The organism is Massilia violaceinigra (assembly GCF_002752675.1).
Taxonomy (GTDB): Bacteria; Pseudomonadota; Gammaproteobacteria; order Burkholderiales; family Burkholderiaceae_D; genus Telluria_A; species Telluria_A violaceinigra.
In genome coordinates, this window is sequence record NZ_CP024608.1 from 4,763,096 (window position 1) to 4,782,742 (window position 19,647).

At 62.5% G+C, this 19,647-nt stretch carries 15 protein-coding genes; 10 read left to right on the top strand and 5 right to left on the bottom strand.

Features of this window, described 5'->3' with window-relative positions; all coding sequences use genetic code 11:
* Nucleotides 1–51 precede the first annotated feature (51 nt).
* Entirely contained in the window at nt 52–1,296 is a 1,245-nt protein-coding gene (locus CR152_RS20860; RefSeq protein ID WP_157778633.1) for a hypothetical protein, read from the bottom strand.
* A 269-nt stretch (nt 1,297–1,565) separates the two neighbouring features.
* On the opposite strand from CR152_RS20860, the gene CR152_RS20865 reads away from it, so the two are divergent.
* Complete coding sequence (locus tag CR152_RS20865) at nt 1,566–1,991, top strand: MerR family transcriptional regulator (RefSeq protein ID WP_099878012.1); 426 nt, start codon at nt 1,566–1,568, stop codon at nt 1,989–1,991.
* Between the two features lie 21 nt (nt 1,992–2,012).
* On the top strand, nt 2,013–2,606 hold the full coding sequence (locus CR152_RS20870; RefSeq protein ID WP_099878015.1) for an NAD(P)H-dependent oxidoreductase: 594 nt from the start codon (nt 2,013–2,015) through the stop codon (nt 2,604–2,606).
* Here CR152_RS20870 and CR152_RS20875 read toward each other — a convergent pair.
* From CR152_RS20875 to xth, 4 genes are all read right to left on the bottom strand, one after another.
* The gene (locus tag CR152_RS20875; RefSeq protein WP_099878018.1) at nt 2,603–3,169 is read right to left on the bottom strand and encodes a metal-dependent hydrolase; all 567 of its coding nucleotides are present in this window, start codon (nt 3,167–3,169) and stop codon (nt 2,603–2,605) included. The genes CR152_RS20870 and CR152_RS20875 overlap by 4 nt on opposite strands.
* Before the next feature lie 330 nt (nt 3,170–3,499).
* On the bottom strand, nt 3,500–4,345 hold the full coding sequence (locus tag CR152_RS20880; protein ID WP_099878021.1) for an NmrA family NAD(P)-binding protein: 846 nt from the start codon (nt 4,343–4,345) through the stop codon (nt 3,500–3,502).
* A 497-nt stretch (nt 4,346–4,842) separates the two neighbouring features.
* Nucleotides 4,843–5,493: a helix-turn-helix transcriptional regulator gene (locus CR152_RS20885; RefSeq protein ID WP_167399930.1), complete on the bottom strand. Its 651-nt coding sequence runs from the start codon at nt 5,491–5,493 to the stop codon at nt 4,843–4,845.
* Between the two features lie 623 nt (nt 5,494–6,116).
* A complete protein-coding gene (gene xth / locus CR152_RS20890; RefSeq protein ID WP_099878026.1) occupies nt 6,117–6,905 on the bottom strand; it encodes an exodeoxyribonuclease III in 789 nt (262 codons plus the stop codon).
* Between the two features lie 248 nt (nt 6,906–7,153).
* Between xth and CR152_RS20895 the strand changes: the two genes are divergently transcribed.
* From CR152_RS20895 to CR152_RS20930, 8 genes are all read left to right on the top strand, one after another.
* On the top strand, nt 7,154–8,737 hold the full coding sequence (locus tag CR152_RS20895; RefSeq protein ID WP_099878028.1) for an ATP-binding protein: 1,584 nt from the start codon (nt 7,154–7,156) through the stop codon (nt 8,735–8,737).
* Nucleotides 8,734–9,423, top strand: a complete 690-nt coding sequence (locus CR152_RS20900; RefSeq protein WP_099878030.1) for a response regulator — start codon at nt 8,734–8,736, stop codon at nt 9,421–9,423. Before CR152_RS20895 ends, CR152_RS20900 begins: the two co-directional genes overlap by 4 nt.
* Before the next feature lie 142 nt (nt 9,424–9,565).
* Nucleotides 9,566–14,197, top strand: coding sequence for a beta strand repeat-containing protein (locus CR152_RS20905; protein ID WP_099878033.1), 4,632 nt, complete (start codon nt 9,566–9,568; stop codon nt 14,195–14,197).
* A gap of 171 nt (nt 14,198–14,368) precedes the next feature.
* Nucleotides 14,369–15,289: an STM4015 family protein gene (locus CR152_RS20910; protein WP_099878036.1), complete on the top strand. Its 921-nt coding sequence runs from the start codon at nt 14,369–14,371 to the stop codon at nt 15,287–15,289.
* A gap of 33 nt (nt 15,290–15,322) precedes the next feature.
* Nucleotides 15,323–16,498: an STM4014 family protein gene (locus CR152_RS20915; RefSeq protein WP_157778634.1), complete on the top strand. Its 1,176-nt coding sequence runs from the start codon at nt 15,323–15,325 to the stop codon at nt 16,496–16,498.
* Nucleotides 16,488–17,321, top strand: coding sequence for an STM4013/SEN3800 family hydrolase (locus CR152_RS20920; protein ID WP_099878042.1), 834 nt, complete (start codon nt 16,488–16,490; stop codon nt 17,319–17,321). Before CR152_RS20915 ends, CR152_RS20920 begins: the two co-directional genes overlap by 11 nt.
* Nucleotides 17,318–18,697, top strand: a complete 1,380-nt coding sequence (locus CR152_RS20925) for an STM4012 family radical SAM protein (protein ID WP_099878045.1) — start codon at nt 17,318–17,320, stop codon at nt 18,695–18,697. Before CR152_RS20920 ends, CR152_RS20925 begins: the two co-directional genes overlap by 4 nt.
* Nucleotides 18,691–19,647, top strand: coding sequence for an STM4011 family radical SAM protein (locus CR152_RS20930; RefSeq protein WP_229413488.1), 957 nt, complete (start codon nt 18,691–18,693; stop codon nt 19,645–19,647). Before CR152_RS20925 ends, CR152_RS20930 begins: the two co-directional genes overlap by 7 nt.

A 19,647-nucleotide genomic window follows, 5' to 3' on the forward strand; every position in this document is an offset into this window, starting at 1 on the left:
CCGGTGCGGCAGCCGCGTCGCCCCCTGATGGCGCGACGCGGTCATTCCTGCTTACTTGTGCTTGAGCGCCCAGTTGCCTGGCGCGGCGGCGCCGGCCAATGGACCGCTCATGTCGAACAGCGCTGCCTGGCCGACGTTGGTTTCGGTGGCACCGCCAGCCACGCTCATGGCCAGTTTTACCACGCCTGCCTTGTCGACGCTACCGGTCACTGAGGTAGTGCGGGTGGCCGCCTTGCATGCGCCGGTAATCAAGCCCGTGAACGTGATGTTGACGTCGCAGGTGCCGTAGTAGGCGCCGAAGCTGCCCGTCCATGGGCCGGCGAAGCGGATCGGATCGAGGAATTCGCGCTTGGTCGCCGCTTGCGAGAAGCTGACCAGTTCGCTGACGCTGGAATAGCTCATGCCGCCGGTACCTTTGGAGTCGGTCGACGTGTTGCAGGCAATGATCAGGCCGGTGACTGTGTCGCGCCAGCAGGTTTTTTCGACCCAATAGTTTGCCGAGGCGCCGATGGTGCGCAGGTCGAAGTTGGTTTCGCTCGAAACGATTTTGAGGGCGGTGAACGTGCCCGCAGGAACGGTCTTGCTTTCGATGGCAACGACCTTGCCCTTGCTGGTGAGCGCGCGCGAGGATTCTTCCTTGGAGCAAGGAATCGACATCGTGCTGGCGTACTCGAAGGTGGCGCCGACGGTCGCGCTAGGCGGGGCTTGCAGGGCAGCCGGCGCATAGGTGACGCTGCAGCCGTAGCCGGACGAGTTGGTGGACAGCATGCCGCCCTGCTTGTCGAAGACTTCGATCGTTTGCGCGCCTTTTTCCTGGCTCACCGAATCGGCGTTTTCCCAGCTGCCATTGGCATCGACCTTGGTGATGCGCTGGGTAACCGACACTTTCCAGCCCATCGTCACGTCCGTATAGGTGGCGAAGTCGCCGACCGTGCGCGCGGGGAGGGTGTACGGGCCGGTTGACGGCGTGGGGGGGACGGTCGGTTCGGTGACCGGTGGCGTGACCGGTGGCGTGACAGGTACCGGTGGCAAGACGGTTACTGGTGGTACCGTTGGCCATCCCGGGGACGTCACTGGCGTGCCCGGAGTCGGCTCGGTCGGGGTTGGCGGCACGACTGGAACTGGCGGATTTGGCTCGGCCGGCGTGGACGGCGCGGGCGGAACCACCGGTGGCGGCGTGACAGGTACGGCGGGTGCAACCGGGATGGCCGGTGTCGGGGCCGGTGTCGTATCGCTGCCGCCGCCGCATGCAGTCAGGGCCGTCGCCGAAATCAGTCCAAGTAAACGCATCCGCATCGCTGTCATTCCTTTTCAGTAAAGTGTAAGGTGCTACATATGTATATCCATACAACTATAAAAGTTAATATTGAATAAACAGCACCGAAGGGCGCGATTATACACGTGGCATAGCGTCGAAATTATCAGAGATTTAATTTTGTTGGAAAAAGACTACTGGTGGTTTCGGTGACGTAAACATTAAATCGGCTGCACCAAGGGAAGACCGCAGCGGATAAACTGCTGTCCGGGTTTTCGCCTTTCACCGAATTAACAATTTACGGACGAGTATGTATATCAGCGAATTAGGTCGGCGCACCAATGCCACTCCAAAAGCGATCCGGCTGTATGAATCACTGGGATTACTGGGCGAGGTCGGCCGCAAGGGAACGTACCGTATTTACTCGGAACAGAATGTGTATCAGGTTCAATTGATCCGCCAGGTGCAGGCGCTGGGATTCCGGCTGGCCGACATGGGGCCGCTGCTGCTGTCCGGCGAGGGCGCACCGGATTGGGGCCGGCTGGTGGCGCTGCTGGAGGCGCGCCGCGTGGCATTGCGCGTCGAGGTGGCGCGCTTGCACCAGCTCGACAGTAAACTTGGCGAGGTGTGTGCCGAGATCCGCGTCTGCCTGGATGGGCCGGTGCCGCCCATGCTGGCCGATTGCATCGACAAGCCGCTTGACTCTGCCCCGAGGGACAAGCTGCATACTTCCTGAAACTTTTTTCAGGAGAATACGATGGGTAATAAAACAGGATCGCGACGCGTGTTGGTCATTGCGGCGCATTCGTCGCAACAGACCTTCGGCAGCGCGCTGGCGGCGGCCTATGCGGCGGCGGCGACGGCTGCGGGTCATGAGGCGCGGCTGCTGGAACTGGACCGGCTGGCATTCGATCCGATCCTGCACCACGGTTACAAGGTGGTCCAGGAACTGGAACCTGACCTGAAAACTGCGCAGGAGCTCATTACGTGGGCCGATCACCTGGTCTTCGCGTATCCCGTCTGGTGGGGCAGCATTCCCGCGCTGCTCAAAGGTTTTCTCGACCGGATCATGTTGCCCGGCTTCGCTTTTAAATACCGCAAGGGCAAGGCCTTTCCGGACAAGCTGCTGGCGGGGCGCAGCGCGCATTTGCTGGTGACGATGGATACGCCGCCGTGGTATTTCCGGCTGGCTTATCGCGCGCCCGCCATTCATCAGATGAAAAAGACCACGCTGGAGTTTTGCGGCGTAACGCCAGTGAAAACGCTGCTGTGCGGGCCGGTGCTCGATTCGACGCCGGAGCAGCGCAGCAAGTGGCTGGCCCAGGTCCACGACATGGCCGGGCGAATTTAAGCGCGCGCCTTGCCCTTCTTGCCTTGTTTTTTCTGTTTTCCCTGTTTTCCGCGCGCGAAATGCAGCGCGAGGCCGGCCAGCGCGGCCGGCAGCCATATCCAGAGCAGTTCGGAGAGCATCACGACCACGCCCCGGGGGCCCAGGAAGGTTTTCAGGGACAGCGGACTGACCCGGATCACGCGAACCGGAAAGAACAGGCGCGCATCGGACACCGGCCAGGCCAGCGCCACGCCCAGCCCGCCGGTGGTGAACATGTCGAGCAAGCCGTGCGATACGGTGCACACCGTAATGAACAGGAAGGCCGCCATGCGCGAGGCGCGCAGGCGGCTCGCGCATGCCGCCGCCAGCAGTCCCAGCACGATGGCGAACGCCAGCGAATGGGACGCGCCCCGGTGGCCCAGTTCGTTCGCATACGGAATTCCCAGACGCAGGCCGATGACATCGAAGTCCGGCAGGATCGACGCCACCACGCCGGCTGCCAGCAAGCGGCGGGGGATGATCCGGGAACCCAACGCCAGACCGATGGCGAGGGGAACGGCGGGGTGGGACAGGATGGTTGGCATGGGAATCGGCGGATTGTGCGGTCGGTATTGACGGGCGATATCATAGCGTTTCGCCGCGGCTTATTGCTATCGCCGCTCATCTATATTTCACACCGGTAGAGGGTAGAACCGGCGCAAGCGAGTATGGATGCCGCGGTGAAGTCCGCTATTCATGTTTCCTTTCTGTGGGGTGTCCACTCTTAAACATCAATGGGATCAGCTAGCAATCAATAAAGTCTGCTGAGCCAGTCAGCATCGCCGCGGTGACATAATGGTTTATCGCACATGGCGGGCGAGCCAGACGAAAATGCTGACCTTGAGTTCGCAGAGTCAGGCTCGACCGCATCTTGCCTAGATGGTACTAAAATAGTCGGCGAGCGTAGTCGAGCCGCGGATCACTTCGCCCAACGCGGGCCATACGCCTTGCGTGGTCGCCCTAGCCATACAGGCGTAGGACTCCGCTGCCGCCTGCGAGAATCCCGCTTTCTGGAACCATCCGTTAAGATCGGGGCCGGCGACAACACGCACCTCTACCGGCCTTCCTAAACGCTGCGCAAACACATCTGCAACGTGTCGGGGCGAGTAGCGTTCAGGCCCTTCCACAAAGGCCAAGCTACTTCCAACGTCGCCGCGCATGAGTTTGGCGCATTCTGCCCCAATATCTTCGGGCGCCGCCATCGGGAAAACCAGGTCAACGGGAAGCACTGATTCTATGAAACCGTGGTCCTTGGCTGTCTCGATTCCAGCGCACCAGTTCGCGTAATGATAGGCTGCTCTGATGATACGACATGGAATTGGCTGGGCAGACAATCCCTGCTCAAGCTCATACAGTACGTTGAGATCCCCGCATGGAGCCCCAGGACGGGCTCCGTAGGTGGACTGTGCCACGATCAGCTCTAGTCCACTGCCTGTGACTGCCGCGAGCAAGTCCGCGACGGACTGGCGCTCAACGGCATCTGTATCTGCTGAAGGATCAGCAGGCGGGTTAAGTAGAAAGGCGCGACTGCCGCTCTTGAATACTCGGCGCAGGCCTTCGATGTCGCGTACATTGACTTCAGCGAGCAGTGCGCCACGATCGCCCCACCCGGCCGCTGTCGCTGCGTCGCGAGTCACAATAGTTACCTTCTCCCCGGCGTCGAGTAATGCCCGCGATACAGCGCCGCCGACGTGCCCGGTTCCACCAACAATAATGTTCATAAAATGGCCTCCATGTGATGATTAATTCTAACGACGATGTGCGACACGTTTTGTCAGTCATCGACGTGGCACCTCAGGCTCTTGGACGTAGACCGGTCCCGCTTACGTCTTCATGCGCAGACCGTAGGCGGACAGGACTGAAGCTTGGAAAATGGTCTGATGAGTGATTAAACCAGGTAGATCCAGGGGCAGTAGCGGCCATTCATGAGCGCTCCGTATGAGCTCCCCACACGATACGCCGTCCCGGATCATGTGCGCCCGCGATGACCTGAAGGCCGCGCTTGAGACAAGCTCTGCATATCTGCCTCGTGGTTCCTGGCCTGATCGTCTTTAAGCATGGCTTAGCTGACTCCTTTCGGGCGACCGTAGCCAGCAGCCAGTTGACTGCGAGCCACCGGCCCAGTGGTGGACGCCGCCGCTGCAGCTCCAGGCAAGTTGCTTGAATATGCAAACCGTGCCAGTGCGGCCGGTATGCGGAGTTACCGTGTCAGCGTATGTCAGTCATGGGTAATCCGATTTTCTCGCTGCCACTCGGCCAGCAGAACTCGCCGGGGCTTGGGCAGCCGCTGCTCTGTCACTGTGACGGCAACCATTCGGCTAATTCGAAAATGGCGAAAAGCGTTTCGAAGTTCGCAGTGTGCGGCCAGCATTTGGCAGTCTTGAAACATACCGACGACTATGGGCCACAATATCCTTACCGTACTATTGCCCAGCGCGTCGCGATATGTAACTTCAACTCGCAGCTCGCGCGTCATGGCGTCGTGGAGCACGTCGATGATTTGCGCGTGACCGGAATCGGGCGCGACAGTAAACGATGCGTGTCGGCTTGCCATTTCCATGGCATGGGAACTATCGACCATTTTCCGATGAGCTGAGCGTGCTGCTTCCCGTAATGGTGTGCTGCCACGTTCTTCAATCAAACGAAGTCCAAGATGGACGGCCTCAGCCTCCAAAGCAGAGAACGGGGCTGGCCGTAGGAAGCCTTGCGGATCGAGCAAATATCCTGCTTGCGGAATAGCGCGTATTGGCAAACCTTCGGCCTGCAGCGCGACAATGTTGCGATAAACTGTTCTGACCGATACCTGTAGCTCATCGGCGAGAACCTGCGCGGGTGTCGGCATCCGGCGGCCGCGCAGCAGCTCCAGCAAGCGTAGCGTCCGACCTATACGTGCCATTCATGTCTCCTGTATTCCCGCCCCATCGGCCTGCGCATAAGGCGCTGCGGATGGACGGTTGAATTCAACATCTGCGTTCAGTAATCCCAGGCAACGAGCACACTAACGGTTCCAACTTTTAGAAGCCAGCAACACGGCTTGCCCGGGTGCCTCGACAGATCGGTACGGGAATTGACCCATGCTGGTCGTGCGTAAGCGATCACGCCCGCAAAGGTCATGCAAGTCCGAGCGTAGCGGATTGTCGGCAAACATTTCTCATAAATTAATGTCCATGTCGGCAGTAAGTCGTCTCAATGAAATAAGCCCTATGGCTGCCGATAATATGCGTTGCCATTCCAGTGAATCTTAAAGCAATTTGCTGTGCGATCTATTTGATACTGCCGTATGGAATCAAGGCGATTTCGGGCAAGGTGGCAGAGGCCGGGCTGGACGGCTCAAGCAGCCGGCGTCGTTGAAGAACGCCGGCCAGGCTGGAGCTGAACATCGTGCGCATGGCGACCTGCGCGTACGCCTTGGGCCATCAAGGCTTGGCTGACACGGAGGTGCTCGCTGCGACATGGTGGCTTCCATATGAGGACGCCGCCGGCTTGCCTACCTTATCTGATGATTTTCTTCATATCCAGTTCAATCCAGGTCGGCGCATGGTCGCTCGGCTTTACGCGTCCGCGTACGTCGCGGTCGACATTGGCGGCAGTCAGCCCGCCGGCCAGCATGGGACTGAGCAGCAGGTGATCGATGCGCAGGCCGGCATCGCGCCCGTACGCATCGCGGAAATAATCCCAGAAGGTGAAAATGTGTTCGTCCGGATGCATGGTGCGCAGCGCGTCGGTCCAGCCCTGTGCCATCAGGCGGTGGAAGGCTTCGCGCGTTTCGGGCCGGAACAGGGCATCGGTCACCCAGCGCTCGGGCTTGTAGACATCGAGTTCGGTCGGGATGGCGTTGAAATCGCCCGCCAGCACCACCGGCGCACCGCTGGCCAGCAAGCCTTCGGCATGGGTAATCAGGCGCGCGAACCAGGCCAGCTTGTAGTCGAACTTGGGTCCGGGAGACGGATTGCCGTTGGGCAGGTACAGGCAGGCGACCAGCACACCGTCGATGGCCGCTTCCAGGTAGCGGCTTTGCTCATCGGCATCGTCGCCCGGCAAGCCGCGCCGCACTTCGACCGGCGTGGTGCCGCGCGCCAGGATCGCTACGCCGTTCCAGCTCTTCTGGCCGATCCAGAGCGCCTGGTAGCCAGCCTCGTTGATGGCCGCGTCCGGGAACTTTTCCTGGGGCGCCTTGAGTTCCTGCAGGCAGGCGACGTCCGGCTGGGTTTCTTCCAGCCATTGCAGCAGGGCGGGAAGCCGGCTGCCGATGCCGTTGATATTGAAGGTGGCGATGCGCATGGGGTCTCCGCGTGAAGTATCAGTGATGCTATTTTGAACGCAGATGCGTATCGGCTGCCGCACATTAGTACCGCAAGTGCGCGTCCGTGAAGTCGCGGAAATGACGATGGCGCAATATTAAACGAGAGTGACGCATTAACAACTTCCCCGCTAGAGATTGCTTTTAGGAATTGATAGTTTCGGATAGAATTGCTTTTCCTGGCGTACTTACGCGCGCATTCCCGAGGTACGCTGTTGTTCACTTTTCCATGACCCTACGCTGGCACAGCACGCCCCTGGCGCGCACGGCCGTGGTCTGCCTGGTGGTTGGTGCAACCTGCCTGCGTCTGGACTGGCTCGCCACGCAGTCCTTCCACGCGCGCGAGCGGGCGCGGGTCGCCGAACAGGTCGCGGCGCTGCGCTCGATGCTGGAACAGCGGCTGCACCTGCACCTGGCCCCGCTTGCGGCGAGCGCGGCCGTGGTCCAGCTGAAGCCGGACCTGACGACGCTGCAATTCCAGCGACTGGGCCAGAGCCTGCTCAAGGAGGCGCAGGCGGTACGCACCCTGGCGCTGTCGCCGCATGCCGTGGTGCGCCACGTGTTTCCTCCCGAGCAAGCCCGCGAGTTGCACGTGATGCCGGGCGAGAGCGCCCTTGGCGTGGAGCAAAGCGCGCGCGACGGTACCGTGCGGCTGGCCGGGCCGATGCAGCTCAGCGATGGCGCGATCGGCATGCTGGCGCGCCGCCCGGTCTACCTGGACCCGGAGAGCCGCCTGCAGTTTTGGGGCTTTGTCAGCGCGGTGATCGATTACGAGCGCTTCATTCTGCCCGTCCGGCCACTGCTGGCCGGGGCGGACATCGACGTCGCGCTGCGCCATGTCAGTCCGACTGGCGCGCCCGGGACCGCTTTTCACGGTGCGCCCGCCACCTTCGCTGGATCGCCGGAAACAGCGCTGATTGCCACACCCGACGGTTTCTGGGAGATCGGCGCACGTCTGCGCGGCGGCTGGGACCAGCCGCGTCCGTATTCGCTGGCGCTGCGCCTGCTGATGCTGGCCGTATTGCTGGTCGTCGGCGCGGCCACATGGCTGCTGCGCGCGCGCGGATTGCGCAACAAGATGCTGCTGCGCAAACTGGAGTCGGGCGAGGCGGCCCGGGTGCAGTGGGTGGCCGATACCTCGCACGAGTTGCGCACGCCGATTACCATCCTGGCCACCCATCTCGACGCCATGCAGGACGGCATCATCGCGCCCACACCGGCCAATCTGGCGGTGCTGTCCGACACGGTCAAGGAGATGGAAAGGCTGGTGTCCGACCTGCACGTGCTGGCGCGCGCCGACGCGGGCGCCCAGGCGCTGCAGTGCCAGGCGGTCGATCTGGCCGAGCTGTGCGCCGAGGTGGCGGCCGCCTTCGCGCCGCGCCTGGCCAGCCATCCTCTGCGCTACAGCCTGGTCGACACCTTGCCGCCCGGCTGCGTGGCCCAGGGCGACCGCCAGCGCCTCGGCCAGGTGCTGTCCAATCTGCTTGGCAATTCGCTGCGCTACACCGATGCCGGTGGGCAATTACAGATTGGGCTGGCGCTGGACGGCCAGCAGATCGTCGTCAGCGTCGAGGATTCCGCCCCCGGCGTGCCGGATGCCGCGCTGCCGCGCCTGTTCGAGCGTTTTTACCGCGTCGACGAGTCGCGCAGCCGGGCCAGCGGCGGTTCCGGGCTGGGCCTGGCGATCTGCGACGCCATCATCGCCGGGCACGGCGGGCGCATGCAGGCCAGCCATTCGCCGCTGGGCGGCTTGCGCATCGACATCCTGCTGCCGGCCCACGCGCCGCTCGCCCACCACGGAGATTGCCCATGACATTACCCCTCGTTTTGCTGGTCGAGGATGAACCGCGGATTGCCGAGATCCAGCTTGCTTACCTGCAGCAGGCAGGCATGCGCACCCATCACTTGCTGCGCGGCGACGAGGTGGTTGACTGGGTGCGCGCCGAAGCGCCCGACCTGATCTTGCTCGACCTGATGCTGCCGGGCCTGGACGGCACCGCCGTGTGCAGCCAGCTGCGCGCCTTTACCGACGTGCCGGTGATCATGGTGACCGCGCGGGTGGAGGAAATCGACCGCCTGCTCGGCTTCGACATGGGTGCCGATGATTATCTATGCAAGCCGTTCAGCCCGCGGGAACTGGTGGCGCGCGCGCAAGTGTGCTTGCGGCGGCGCGGCAAGGCGGCGGCCGGGCCGCGCACACCCACCAGCGCGCTGTCGATCGACGAGGAGCGCCAGTGCGCCACCTGGAATGGGGCGCGGCTGGAATTGACGGCCCAGCAATTTCGCCTGCTGAGTGTGATGGCGCGCCAGCCGGGCCGCATCTTTTCGCGCGCGCAACTGCTGGACCTCGCGTTCGAAGCCGGCAGCGAACGTTTCGACCGCGCCATCGATAGCCAGATCAAGAATCTGCGCAAAAAGCTGTCCCAGCAAGTTTCCGACCAAGAACTGATTCATTCGGTGTACGGCGTCGGCTACCGGTTTGAATGCCAGTCGGCCTGATTAATATTGCCCTGACACCATATCTTATTGCCCCTCCGCCACAATTGCGCCACATTTGCTCGTCAATATACAAGCTCGGCAAACGGCGATGCGACACGACACCAAGGTCCATCCGTTGCCATTCATGTACTAGGGAGAGAAAATGGGTATCGGAAAATGGGTCAAGAAAACGGTCAAGAAGGTCGGCAAGTCGTTTAACGACGTCGTCAACGACACGGTCAAGGATATCGGCGGCGGCATCGACGACATCGGCAACAGCTTCGAAGGCCTGGGCGACGTGGCGCGCGATATCGCCGAGGACATTGCGGAACTGGGCTATACGAAGAAGAATTTCGGCAACGGTAACGACAATTTCACGTCCAGCTCGGCTGGCGGCAACTTTTTGTACGGCGGCGGCGGCAACGATACCCTGCGCGTCACGGCCGGAGCCTACAACGTGCTCAAGGGCGAAGACGGCGACGATACGCTCAGCGTGCAGGTCGGCGGCTACAACAAGCTCGACGGCGGCAACGGCAACGATAATCTGTCCGTCAGCGCTGGCGCCGATAACGTCCTGATCGGTGGCGAAGGCGACGATTCCATTTCGATCGGCGCCGGCGCGAGCGCCGAGATCGATGGCGGTGGCGGCAACGACCGCATCAACGTGGCCGCTGGCGGCGCGGTCAAGGTGACCGACTGGCACGGCAACAATACCATCAGCTACAACGCCTTGTCGGGTTCGGTCAACACCGGCGGCGGCAACGATACCGTCACCGGCAACGGCGCCAAGAACAACATCAACACCAATGACGGCGACGACAAGGTCGACATGACCGGCGCCAGCAACAACGTGAACGTTGGCAACGGCAGCAATACGGTCAACCTGAGCGGCGGCAGCAATGTGGTCAACGCCGGCAACGGCAACGACCGCATCACGGTCGGCGGCGGCAAGAATGTGGTCAACGCCGGCAACGGCGCGAATGTGATCAAGGCCGACGGTATCGCCAACAAGATTACGACCGGCAATGGCGCCGACAAGGTGACCGTGGGCGCCGTCTCGAACGAGATCAGTACCGGCCAGGGCGACGATGAAGTCGTCGCCAACAGCGCCAGCAATATCATCGATAGCGGCGACGGCAACGATACGGTCAAGGTCGATGGCGCCTCGAACGTTGTTCGCACCGGCAACAACGACGACAGCGTCACCGCGAAGGGCGGCTCGAACGTGCTGGAACTGGGCAGCGGCAACAACAACGCCAACGCGGCGGGTTTGTCGAACGTGATCAAGGCGGGCGACGGGAATGATACCGTGGTTGCCATGGGCGGCATCAATACCGTTTCAATTGGCCACGGCGACAACAATGTCACCGTGGGCGGCGGCGCCAACATCGTGACGACCGGCAATGGCCACGACAAGATCAACGCTTACGGCGGCACCAATACCCTGAACATCGGCAACGGCAACGACAAGCTGGTGGTGCTGGGCGGTGTCAACGTGGTGGTCGCGGCCGACGGCAACGACAACATCATCGCCGGTGGTGGCGGCAACGTGATCGGCAGTGCCGGCGGCAGCAACAGCATCCTCGCGGGTGGCTTGCTGAACGTGGTCTACACCGGTGGCGGCAGCAGCAAGATCGGCGCGCTGGGCAATACCAACGCACTGGCAAGCAATGGCGGGTCGAACCTGATGGCGGCGGTCGGCAATACCAACGTGGTGCTGACTAACGGCGGCAATAACACCGTGCTGGCCGCTGGCATGGGCAACCTGGTGGCCAGCACCGTGGGCGGCAACACGATCGCGGCGGTCGGTGGCGCCAACGTCATCCTGACCGAAGTGGGCGGCATGCTCGATGCCGCCAGCGGCGGCCTGGGCAAGGTGCTGGCCGGCGCGGTGCCGGACAAGACCATCTCCACGGCGATCAACAGCGCCACCGGCAAGCTGACCGGCGCCATCCAGAGCGGCAGCGGCAAGGATGTGGTGATCGCGGTCGGCGGCACCAACGTGATCTACACCGGTGCCCAGAACGATGTGGTTGCGGCTATCGGCGGCAATAACGTGGTGCTGGCCAACGGCGGCAATAATGTCACCACGGCCATCGGCGCGAACAACCTGGTGATCAATACGGCTGGCAACAACGTGGTCACCACGCTGGGCAACGCGAACGTGGTACTGACCGGCGTGGGCGAAGGCATCACGGATCTGGCCAAAAAGCTGGACAAGGCAACTGCCGGCAGCGCCACCAGCGCGATCTCCAAATTCCTCGGCAATACCCTGGCCAAGGGCGACGGCAACGATATCGTCACCGCGATCGGCTCGGCCAACGTGGTCTACACCGGCACCGGCAACGACGTGATCACGACCTTGGGTTCGACCAACGTGGTGTGGGCAGGTGCGGGCAACGACGTGATCACCACGGCTGGCTCGAACAACATCGTGTGGACGGACGGCGGCATCGATGTCGTCACCGCGGCCGGCAACAATAACCTGATCGTGACCGGCAATTACGCCGAAGTGGCGGCCACCGCCGTCGGCCTGGTCGATTCGATCGCCGCCGGCGTGGCGGCTATCGATCTGGTCGGCAAGGCTGGCCTGGCCGCTGCGGCCACCAGCCAGGGCGGCACCGAAGTGGTGACCGTGATGGGCAAGAGCAATGTGGTGGTCGGCGGCAGCAGCGCGACCGTCATTACCGCACTGGGCAGCAATAATTTGCTGGCGACCGGCGCCGGTAACGACGTCATCAGCGCGGCGGGCAGCAAGACCGGCATCGTGTCCGGTGCCGGCAACGATGTGGTGACCGCGCTCGGTTCGTACAACGTGGTCGTGGCGGGCGAGGGCAACAACGTCGTCACCACCGTCGGCAAGGGTAACCTGATCAGCGGCGGCAGCGGCAACGATGTGCTCACCGCAATTGCGGTCGGCTCGGCCGGCAGCACCAAATTGAACCTGAACGTGGTGCTCGGCGGCGACGGCAACAATGTCATGACGGTGGTCGGCAAGGACAATATCGCGATCAGCGGTGGCGGCAAGGATGTGCTGGTCATGGCAACGTACGGCTCGCAAAAGAAAACGACCGAAAGCGGCGAAGAGGGCTCCGATACCACGACCACCAGCACCACCAAGTTCGACACCCAGGCGAACGTGGCGTGGACCGGCGGCGGCGACGATACCGCCCTGGTGTACGGCACCCACAATGTGCTCGTCACCGACAGCGGCAACGATACCGTGATCGTGGTCAATGCCGGCAGCAAGCTCGATTACAAGAGCGAAACGACCAACGGCGCCGGCGAAGTCGTGTCGTCGACCAAGGTCAACGTCGATACGGGCTTCAATTTCGTGCACACTGGCAGCGGTAACGACAGCTTGATCCTCGCCGGCACCACCACCGTCGGCATGGGCGGCGAAGGCAATGACCTGATCGTCACCGCTGCGCAAAACAATATCGCCATCGGCGGTGTTGGCAACGACGTCATCATCGGCCTGGCTGAAGCGACGGTGTTCAATGCCGTTGAAAGCCTGGTCGAGAACGACTACGAAAACGCCGGCGACTGGATCGGCGCCGCCATGAACCACAATTTCGTCTCTTCCCAGATCAAGGCATTGACGAGCGGCAATTTGAGCAGTCTCAACCTCGTCGGCAACGTGTTGCTGGGCGGCGAAGGCAACGATACCGTGTTCGCCACCAACGCCGGCACCTACATCAGCGGCGGCAATGGCGACGACGTGATGATGGGCATGGGTTGGGGCGTCATTACCCAGTTGCTGGGCAAGGATGGCAGCAATCTGAACGGTGCCTGGACAGCGATGAGCGGCGGCTTTGCCGACGTCAGCAAGTATGTGGGCGATACCATGCTCAAGGACTTGTCGACCGGCTGGGACCAGATGGGCGCGGGCATCAAGGCCAAGCTGGCGGCGGCAACGACCAGCGCCGGCAGCCTGGGCACGAGCCTCGACGGCGTGAGCGGCAAGGCGCTCGACGCGGTGTCGAACGTGAGCGGGCTGGAACTGAGCGACTTCAGCGTCGCCGGCGGCCTGAAAACCGCGGTCAATGGCGTCTCGAGCGGCGTGAACAGCGCAGTGGCGGGCATCGGTAAGGGCTTCAGCTACGTGGCCGACGCCGATGTGTCGGGCGCGCTTGCGGACAGCGCCAGCTTCCTCGGCAGCAAGGTTGCCGCAGGCAGCGAGGCAACCTTCGACGGGCTGGAGTGGCTGACCGACAAGCTGGGCCTCGACATGAACTTCGGCAATTTCGACGGCGCCGAAGGCCTGGTCAGCGGCTTCCTCGCTTACATGATCGGCTACAAGTATGCTGGCGACAACGATCTGACTGGCGGCGCAGGCAACGACACCTTGTACAGCGGCATGGGCAACGACGACTTGCGCGGTGGCAGCGGCACCGACACCTACGTCATGTCGATGGGCGATGGCGAGGACACGATCTACGAAAGCGCGGGCGGCAACGACATCATCAAGTTCGCGGCCAACAGCATTTTCTCCGGCGTGACGATGGATGCGGCCGGCGTGAAGGCCAATGTCAGCGGCAAGGACCTGGTCATCAATTACGTCAACGACAAGGTCTCGTTCGCGAAAGTGACGATCGCCGACTATGCCAGCGTCAACATGAAGGAAGTGCAGTTGATCGACCAGTACGGCAAATTGGTGTCTACTATCAGTATGAATAGCCTGATCGCCGGCGCTGGCGACAGCGACCCGTACGAGATGACCTCGGTGTGGACCGCCAACCACCTCGATGCCTTCGCCGAGCTGATTCTCGTCGGCACGCAGCAGATGGCATAAACCGGTCTGCTCAGCACAGAAAACGCAGCGCGCGCAAGCGGCTGCGTTTTTTTGTTGTTGGGCCCGTTGCTGCATGTAGGCAAGACGGAAATATTTCGATCGCCATGGTAAAATTTCAAGATTGCCAGGGCGATTGGCGCCATCGGCTTCTCCTTTTTTCGGACGCACAACATGGCGATTTCTGAGAGCACAGTTACCTTTTTCAACAAGACGGTCACCGAGTACGATGCCGAAGAGCCGGTCGTGTTGTCCGACGATACCGTCTATCGTTTGGCAATCGATTACGACGAAGAGGGCACGATGACGGAGCTGATCGAAGAGTTCCTCGGCCGCGTCGACAAATCCAAGCTCGACGCGCTGATCATCGGCAAGTGGAGCGATGACTGCGATGAGAGTTCGGAGTCCATCGTCAGCACCCTGGTTGCCCACGCCGCCGAATTGCCTGCGCTGCGCGCCCTGTTCATTGGCGACATGACGTACGAAGAGTGCGAAATTTCCTGGATCATGCAGAGCGACGTGACCCCGCTGCTCAACGCGTTTCCGCTGCTGGAAGAATTCCGCGTGCGCGGCGCCAACCAGCTCGAGCTCCAGCCGTTTATCCATGCCAACCTGCGCACGTTCGCCATCGAAAGCGGCGGCCTGCCGGCCGAATTGGTCGAAGCCTTGATTGCATCGACCATGCCGGCGCTGACCCATCTGGAGCTGTGGCTGGGTACCGACGACTATGGTTTCTCGGGCGACGTGGCGCTGTACGAGCGTCTGGTGGCCAAGCTGCGCACCCCGACCCTGGAATACCTGGGTTTGCGCGACTCCTACCTCGCCGACGAGCTTGCTGTGTGGCTGGCCGGAGAGGAATTCGTCGCTTGCCTGGAAACGCTCGACCTGTCGCTCGGCACCATCGGCGATGTCGGGGCCGAAGCCTTGTTCAACAGCCCGTACGTGGCCAAACTGCAAACCCTGGACCTGGAGCACCACTACATTTCCGAAGAATGGCAGGAAAAGCTCAAGACCCTGCCGATTACGGTTGACCTGTCCGATCCGCAAGAGATCGAGGACGAGGAAGACGGACGCTACGTCGCTGTCTCCGAGTAAGATGCCGCGAGTGAGCAAAGCCGGTTGCCGCGCATGCTAGACGGTGCCGGCGGCGAGCGCATGCCGGACGGCCAGCCGAACGGCAAGCCGAACGGCGAGCCGAACAGCGAGCCTTTGGTCTTGTTGGGGGTGCGTCGCGGCAAGCGGGAAAAACTGATGCAGGCAGCACGCCAGGCGCTCGGCCTGCCTGCGGCGGTGGTCGTCGACTGGGCCGAGTGGCTGGATCAGCCGGCGCTGCTGACAGCCAGCCTGGCCGAGCGGCCTTGCGTATTCAAGATCGACTCGCCGGGTGACGACGCACGCCTTCACGGCATGCTGATCCGCCAGGGCTGCGAGGCGCTCGGCATCGGCATGTCGCGCTTGCCGGATCGCGGGGAAATTTCCGTCTCCGGCGAATGGTTCGCCGGTTTCACACTAGCCCTGCAGCGCGTGGCGGCGGAACTGTCGGCGCTGTCCCATGTCAAAGTAATGAACGCGCCGCATGAATTGCTGCTGATGATGGACAAGCTGGCTTGCCAGCAGCACTTTACTGCGCGCGGCATTCCGATTCCCCGTTTGCTCGGTCCCATCGAAGGTTACGCGCACTTGCGCGCCGTTCTCGATGAGCATCATCTCAACCAGGTTTTCCTGAAAACGCGCTACGGATCGAGCGCGTCCGGCGTGGTGGCTTACCGCCGCAACAGCCGTGGGGCCGAGCAGGCCACCAGTTCCGCCGACCTCGTGCAAGGGGAGGGCGGGCCGCGTCTCTACAACGTCAAGCGCTTGCGCAGCTACAATGCGCAGCCCGATATTGTGCATTTGATCGACTTGCTGGCGGGGCAGCAAACCTATGCCGAAGCGTGGATTCCCAAGCCGCGCCACGGCAATGGCCATTACGACGTGCGCGTGGTGACCCTTGGCGGCCAGCCGGCGCACCGGGTGGCGCGGGTCGGCACGCGCATGATGACCAATCTGCACCTCGACAACCAGCGCGCCGATGTGGCGAGCTTGCTGGGCGAAAAGGATCATGCAGCGTTGGAACAGACCGCGCGCGCGGCGGCTGCCACTTTTCCGCAAAGTCACGTCATCGGCCTCGATATGGTCGTGCGCAAGGGGCACGCGCATGTGCTCGAAGCGAACGCCTTCGGCGACCTGCTGCCCAAGCTGCTGTGGCAGGGACACGATACCTATGCCGCCCAGTTGCGAACCTTTTCATCCCATGAAGCCTGATCCACGCTCGATTCCCGACATGAATCAGGTGGTCGGCAGTCACGACATTGTATTCATCACGCTCGATACCCTGCGCTACGACGTGGCCCAGCGCCTGTACGAGGCGGGCGGGCTGCCGGTCCTCGGGCCTCGCCTGCCGCCCGGCGGCTGGGAGTGCCGGCACAGCCCGGCCAGCTTTACCTACGCGGCCCATCACGCGTTTTTTGCCGGATTTTTGCCCACGCCCGACCGCCCGGGACGCCATCCGCGCCTGTTCGCGACGGCCTTTCGCGGTAGCGAGACGACCTCGGCCCACACCCACGAGTTTGCGCAGGAAAGCGTGCCAGCCGGTCTGGCTGGCGCTGGCTACCGCACCATTTGTATCGGCGGAGTAGGCTTTTTCAACAAGGAAACGGCGCTCGGTTGCGTGTTGCCGGGCATGTTCCAGGAGAGCCACTGGAAGCGCTCGCTCGGCGTGGACAGCCGCAACTCGACCGAGCGCCAGGTGGCGCTGGCGATTGCGCGTTTGAACGAGCTGGGCCAGCAGCGAGTATTCTTGTTCATCAACGTCGCGGCCATTCATTCGCCGAACCGTGGCTATCTGCCGGGCAGCACCAGCGACACGATCGAGAGTCACGCCGCGGCGCTGCGCTATGTGGACGGGGCGCTGGCGCCCCTGTTTACCGTCTGTGCTGCGCGCGCGCCCACGTTTGCCATCGTCTGCTCGGACCACGGCAGCGCCTACGGCGAAGATGGCTTTCGCGGCCATCGTATCGCCCACGAAACCGTATGGAACGTTCCATACGCCCATTTCTTTATCGATTTTAACGGAACGACGCCATGAACCATCCCGCCACTCCCGGCACGCTCGCCCAGCGCATGCGTCACACGCCGTATCAGGCGTATTCCTATTCCTATCCGCACAAGGCGGCCTACCGGGCGCTGGCGGTGCCGGCATCGCTGAAGGACCTGTGGGCCGGGCAGGACCGTTCGGCCCTGTTCGCCTACATCCACATCCCGTTCTGCGAAATGCGCTGCGGTTTCTGTAATTTGTTTGCGATGGCGCGTCCGCAACCGGATATGGTGGAACGTTATGTGGCGCAGGTGGTCCAACAGATGCGCGTGCTCGACAAGGTGTTGGGTGAGCGCCGGTTTGCGCGTTTTGCGCTCGGTGGCGGCACGCCGACATTTTTGTCGGCGGCGCAGTTGCAAACGCTGCTCGATGGCGCGCGCGATATTCTGGGCATTGATTTGCAGACCACGCCGGCCGGCATTGAAGCCTCGCCCGAAACCGTGACGCCGGAGCGCATGGCGGTGTGCCGCAGCATGGGCATCGACCGTGTCAGCCTCGGCATTCAGAGCTTTGCGGCGGGCGAGATGCGTTCGCTGGCGCGGCCGCAGCAAAACGAGGTGGTGACGCGGGCGATCGGATATATCCGCGATGCGGGTTTCCCCACGCTCAACCTCGACCTGATTTACGGCATCGGTGGGCAGACGGTGGAGAGCTTGCTGGCGTCCATCGACAGTGCCCTGGCCTTCAGGCCGGAGGAGTTGTATTTGTATCCCTTGTACGTGCGCCAGCATACGGGGCTGGGCAAGATTGCGAACAGAAAGGGGGCCGCGTCATTCGATCCGATTGTGCTCAACCAGGAAGGCGACAGCCGCATGCAGCTGTACGAGGCGGCGCGCGATCATTTACGCGCGCGCGGCTACGTGCAGGTGTCGATGCGCATGTTCCGCGCGCCCCATGCGCCTGACGACACGGGGCCGTCCTACTGCTGCCAGAACGATGGCATGGTGGGCCTCGGTACCGGCGCGCGCTCGTACACGCGGGACCTGCATTATTCGACCGATTATGCGGTTGGGCGGGCGGACACGATCGGCATCATCGACAGTTACCTGGCGCTGGACGCCGACAGTTTTACCCACGCGCACCACGGCTTTGCGCTGGGGCAAGATGAGCAGCGGCGGCGCTACGTAATCCAGTCACTGCTGACCGATCCGGGGCTCGACCCGGCGGCCTACACGCAGCGTTTCGGGGGCGATTGCATGCATGACTTGCCGCAGCTGCATGAACTGGGCGAACTGGGCTTGCTGGAAGAGGGCAGTGCCATCTTGCGCCTGAACGACCGTGGCTATGGTTATGCCGACACCATCGGCCCGTGGCTGGCGTCGGAAGACGTGCGCCTGCTGATGGCCGACGGCGGCACGACATGCTGACCATGCTGCCGGCTGCTGCGCTCGATCAGGCGCAGCAGTCCGGACAAACGGCGCGGCAGTCCGGGCAAACGGCGGAGCAGGCGGTACTGTCGCTGCTATACCGCGGCACCCTGTCGGGATGCAATTACGATTGCGCGTACTGTCCCTTCGCCAAGCGTCGCGACAGCCGGGCCAAGCTGGCGCGGGACGCCGCCGAGGTGGCGCGCTTCGTCGCCTGGGTTGGTGCGCAGGAGCGGCCCATCAGCGTGCTGTTCACGCCCTGGGGCGAGGGCATGATCCGGCGCCATTATCGCGATGCGATGACGGCCCTGTCGGGCATGGCCCATGTGCGCCAGGTGGCGATCCAGACCAATCTGTCCGGACCGCTGGCTTGGCTGGAGCAGGCCGACAAGCGCAAGGTGGGGCTGTGGTGCACTTACCATCCGAGCCAGGTGCGGATGGATCGCTTTATTGACCGTTGCGAACGTCTGGAGCGGATGGGCGTCCATTTTTCGGTGGGCATCGTGGCGATGCGCGAGCATTTCGACGATATCCGCGCCTTGCGCGCCGCGCTGCCGCGGCAGCATTATCTCTGGCTCAACGCCTATGACCGGCGCGGGCCGGGTTACTATCGGCCGGAGGACCTGGCGTGGCTCGACGCTATGGACCCGTGGTTCAGCTACAGCCGCAATCCCGAGATGTCGCGCGGGAAGGCCTGCCGGGCCGGGTCGGAAGCGCTGTCGATTGACGGTGATGGGGAAGTGCAGCGATGCCATTTTGTGACCGAGCGGCTGGGCAATCTGTACGAGGATGCGCTGGATAACATGCTCGTTGAAAAACCGTGCAGCCGCCTGAGGAAATGCGATTGTTATATTGGTTATGCGCACCGGCAGGAGCTGCCGTTTTATGATGACTTCGGCGCTGGCGTGCTGGCGCGCATTCCAGTGCGGCTGGCGCCCGTGCAGGGGTAA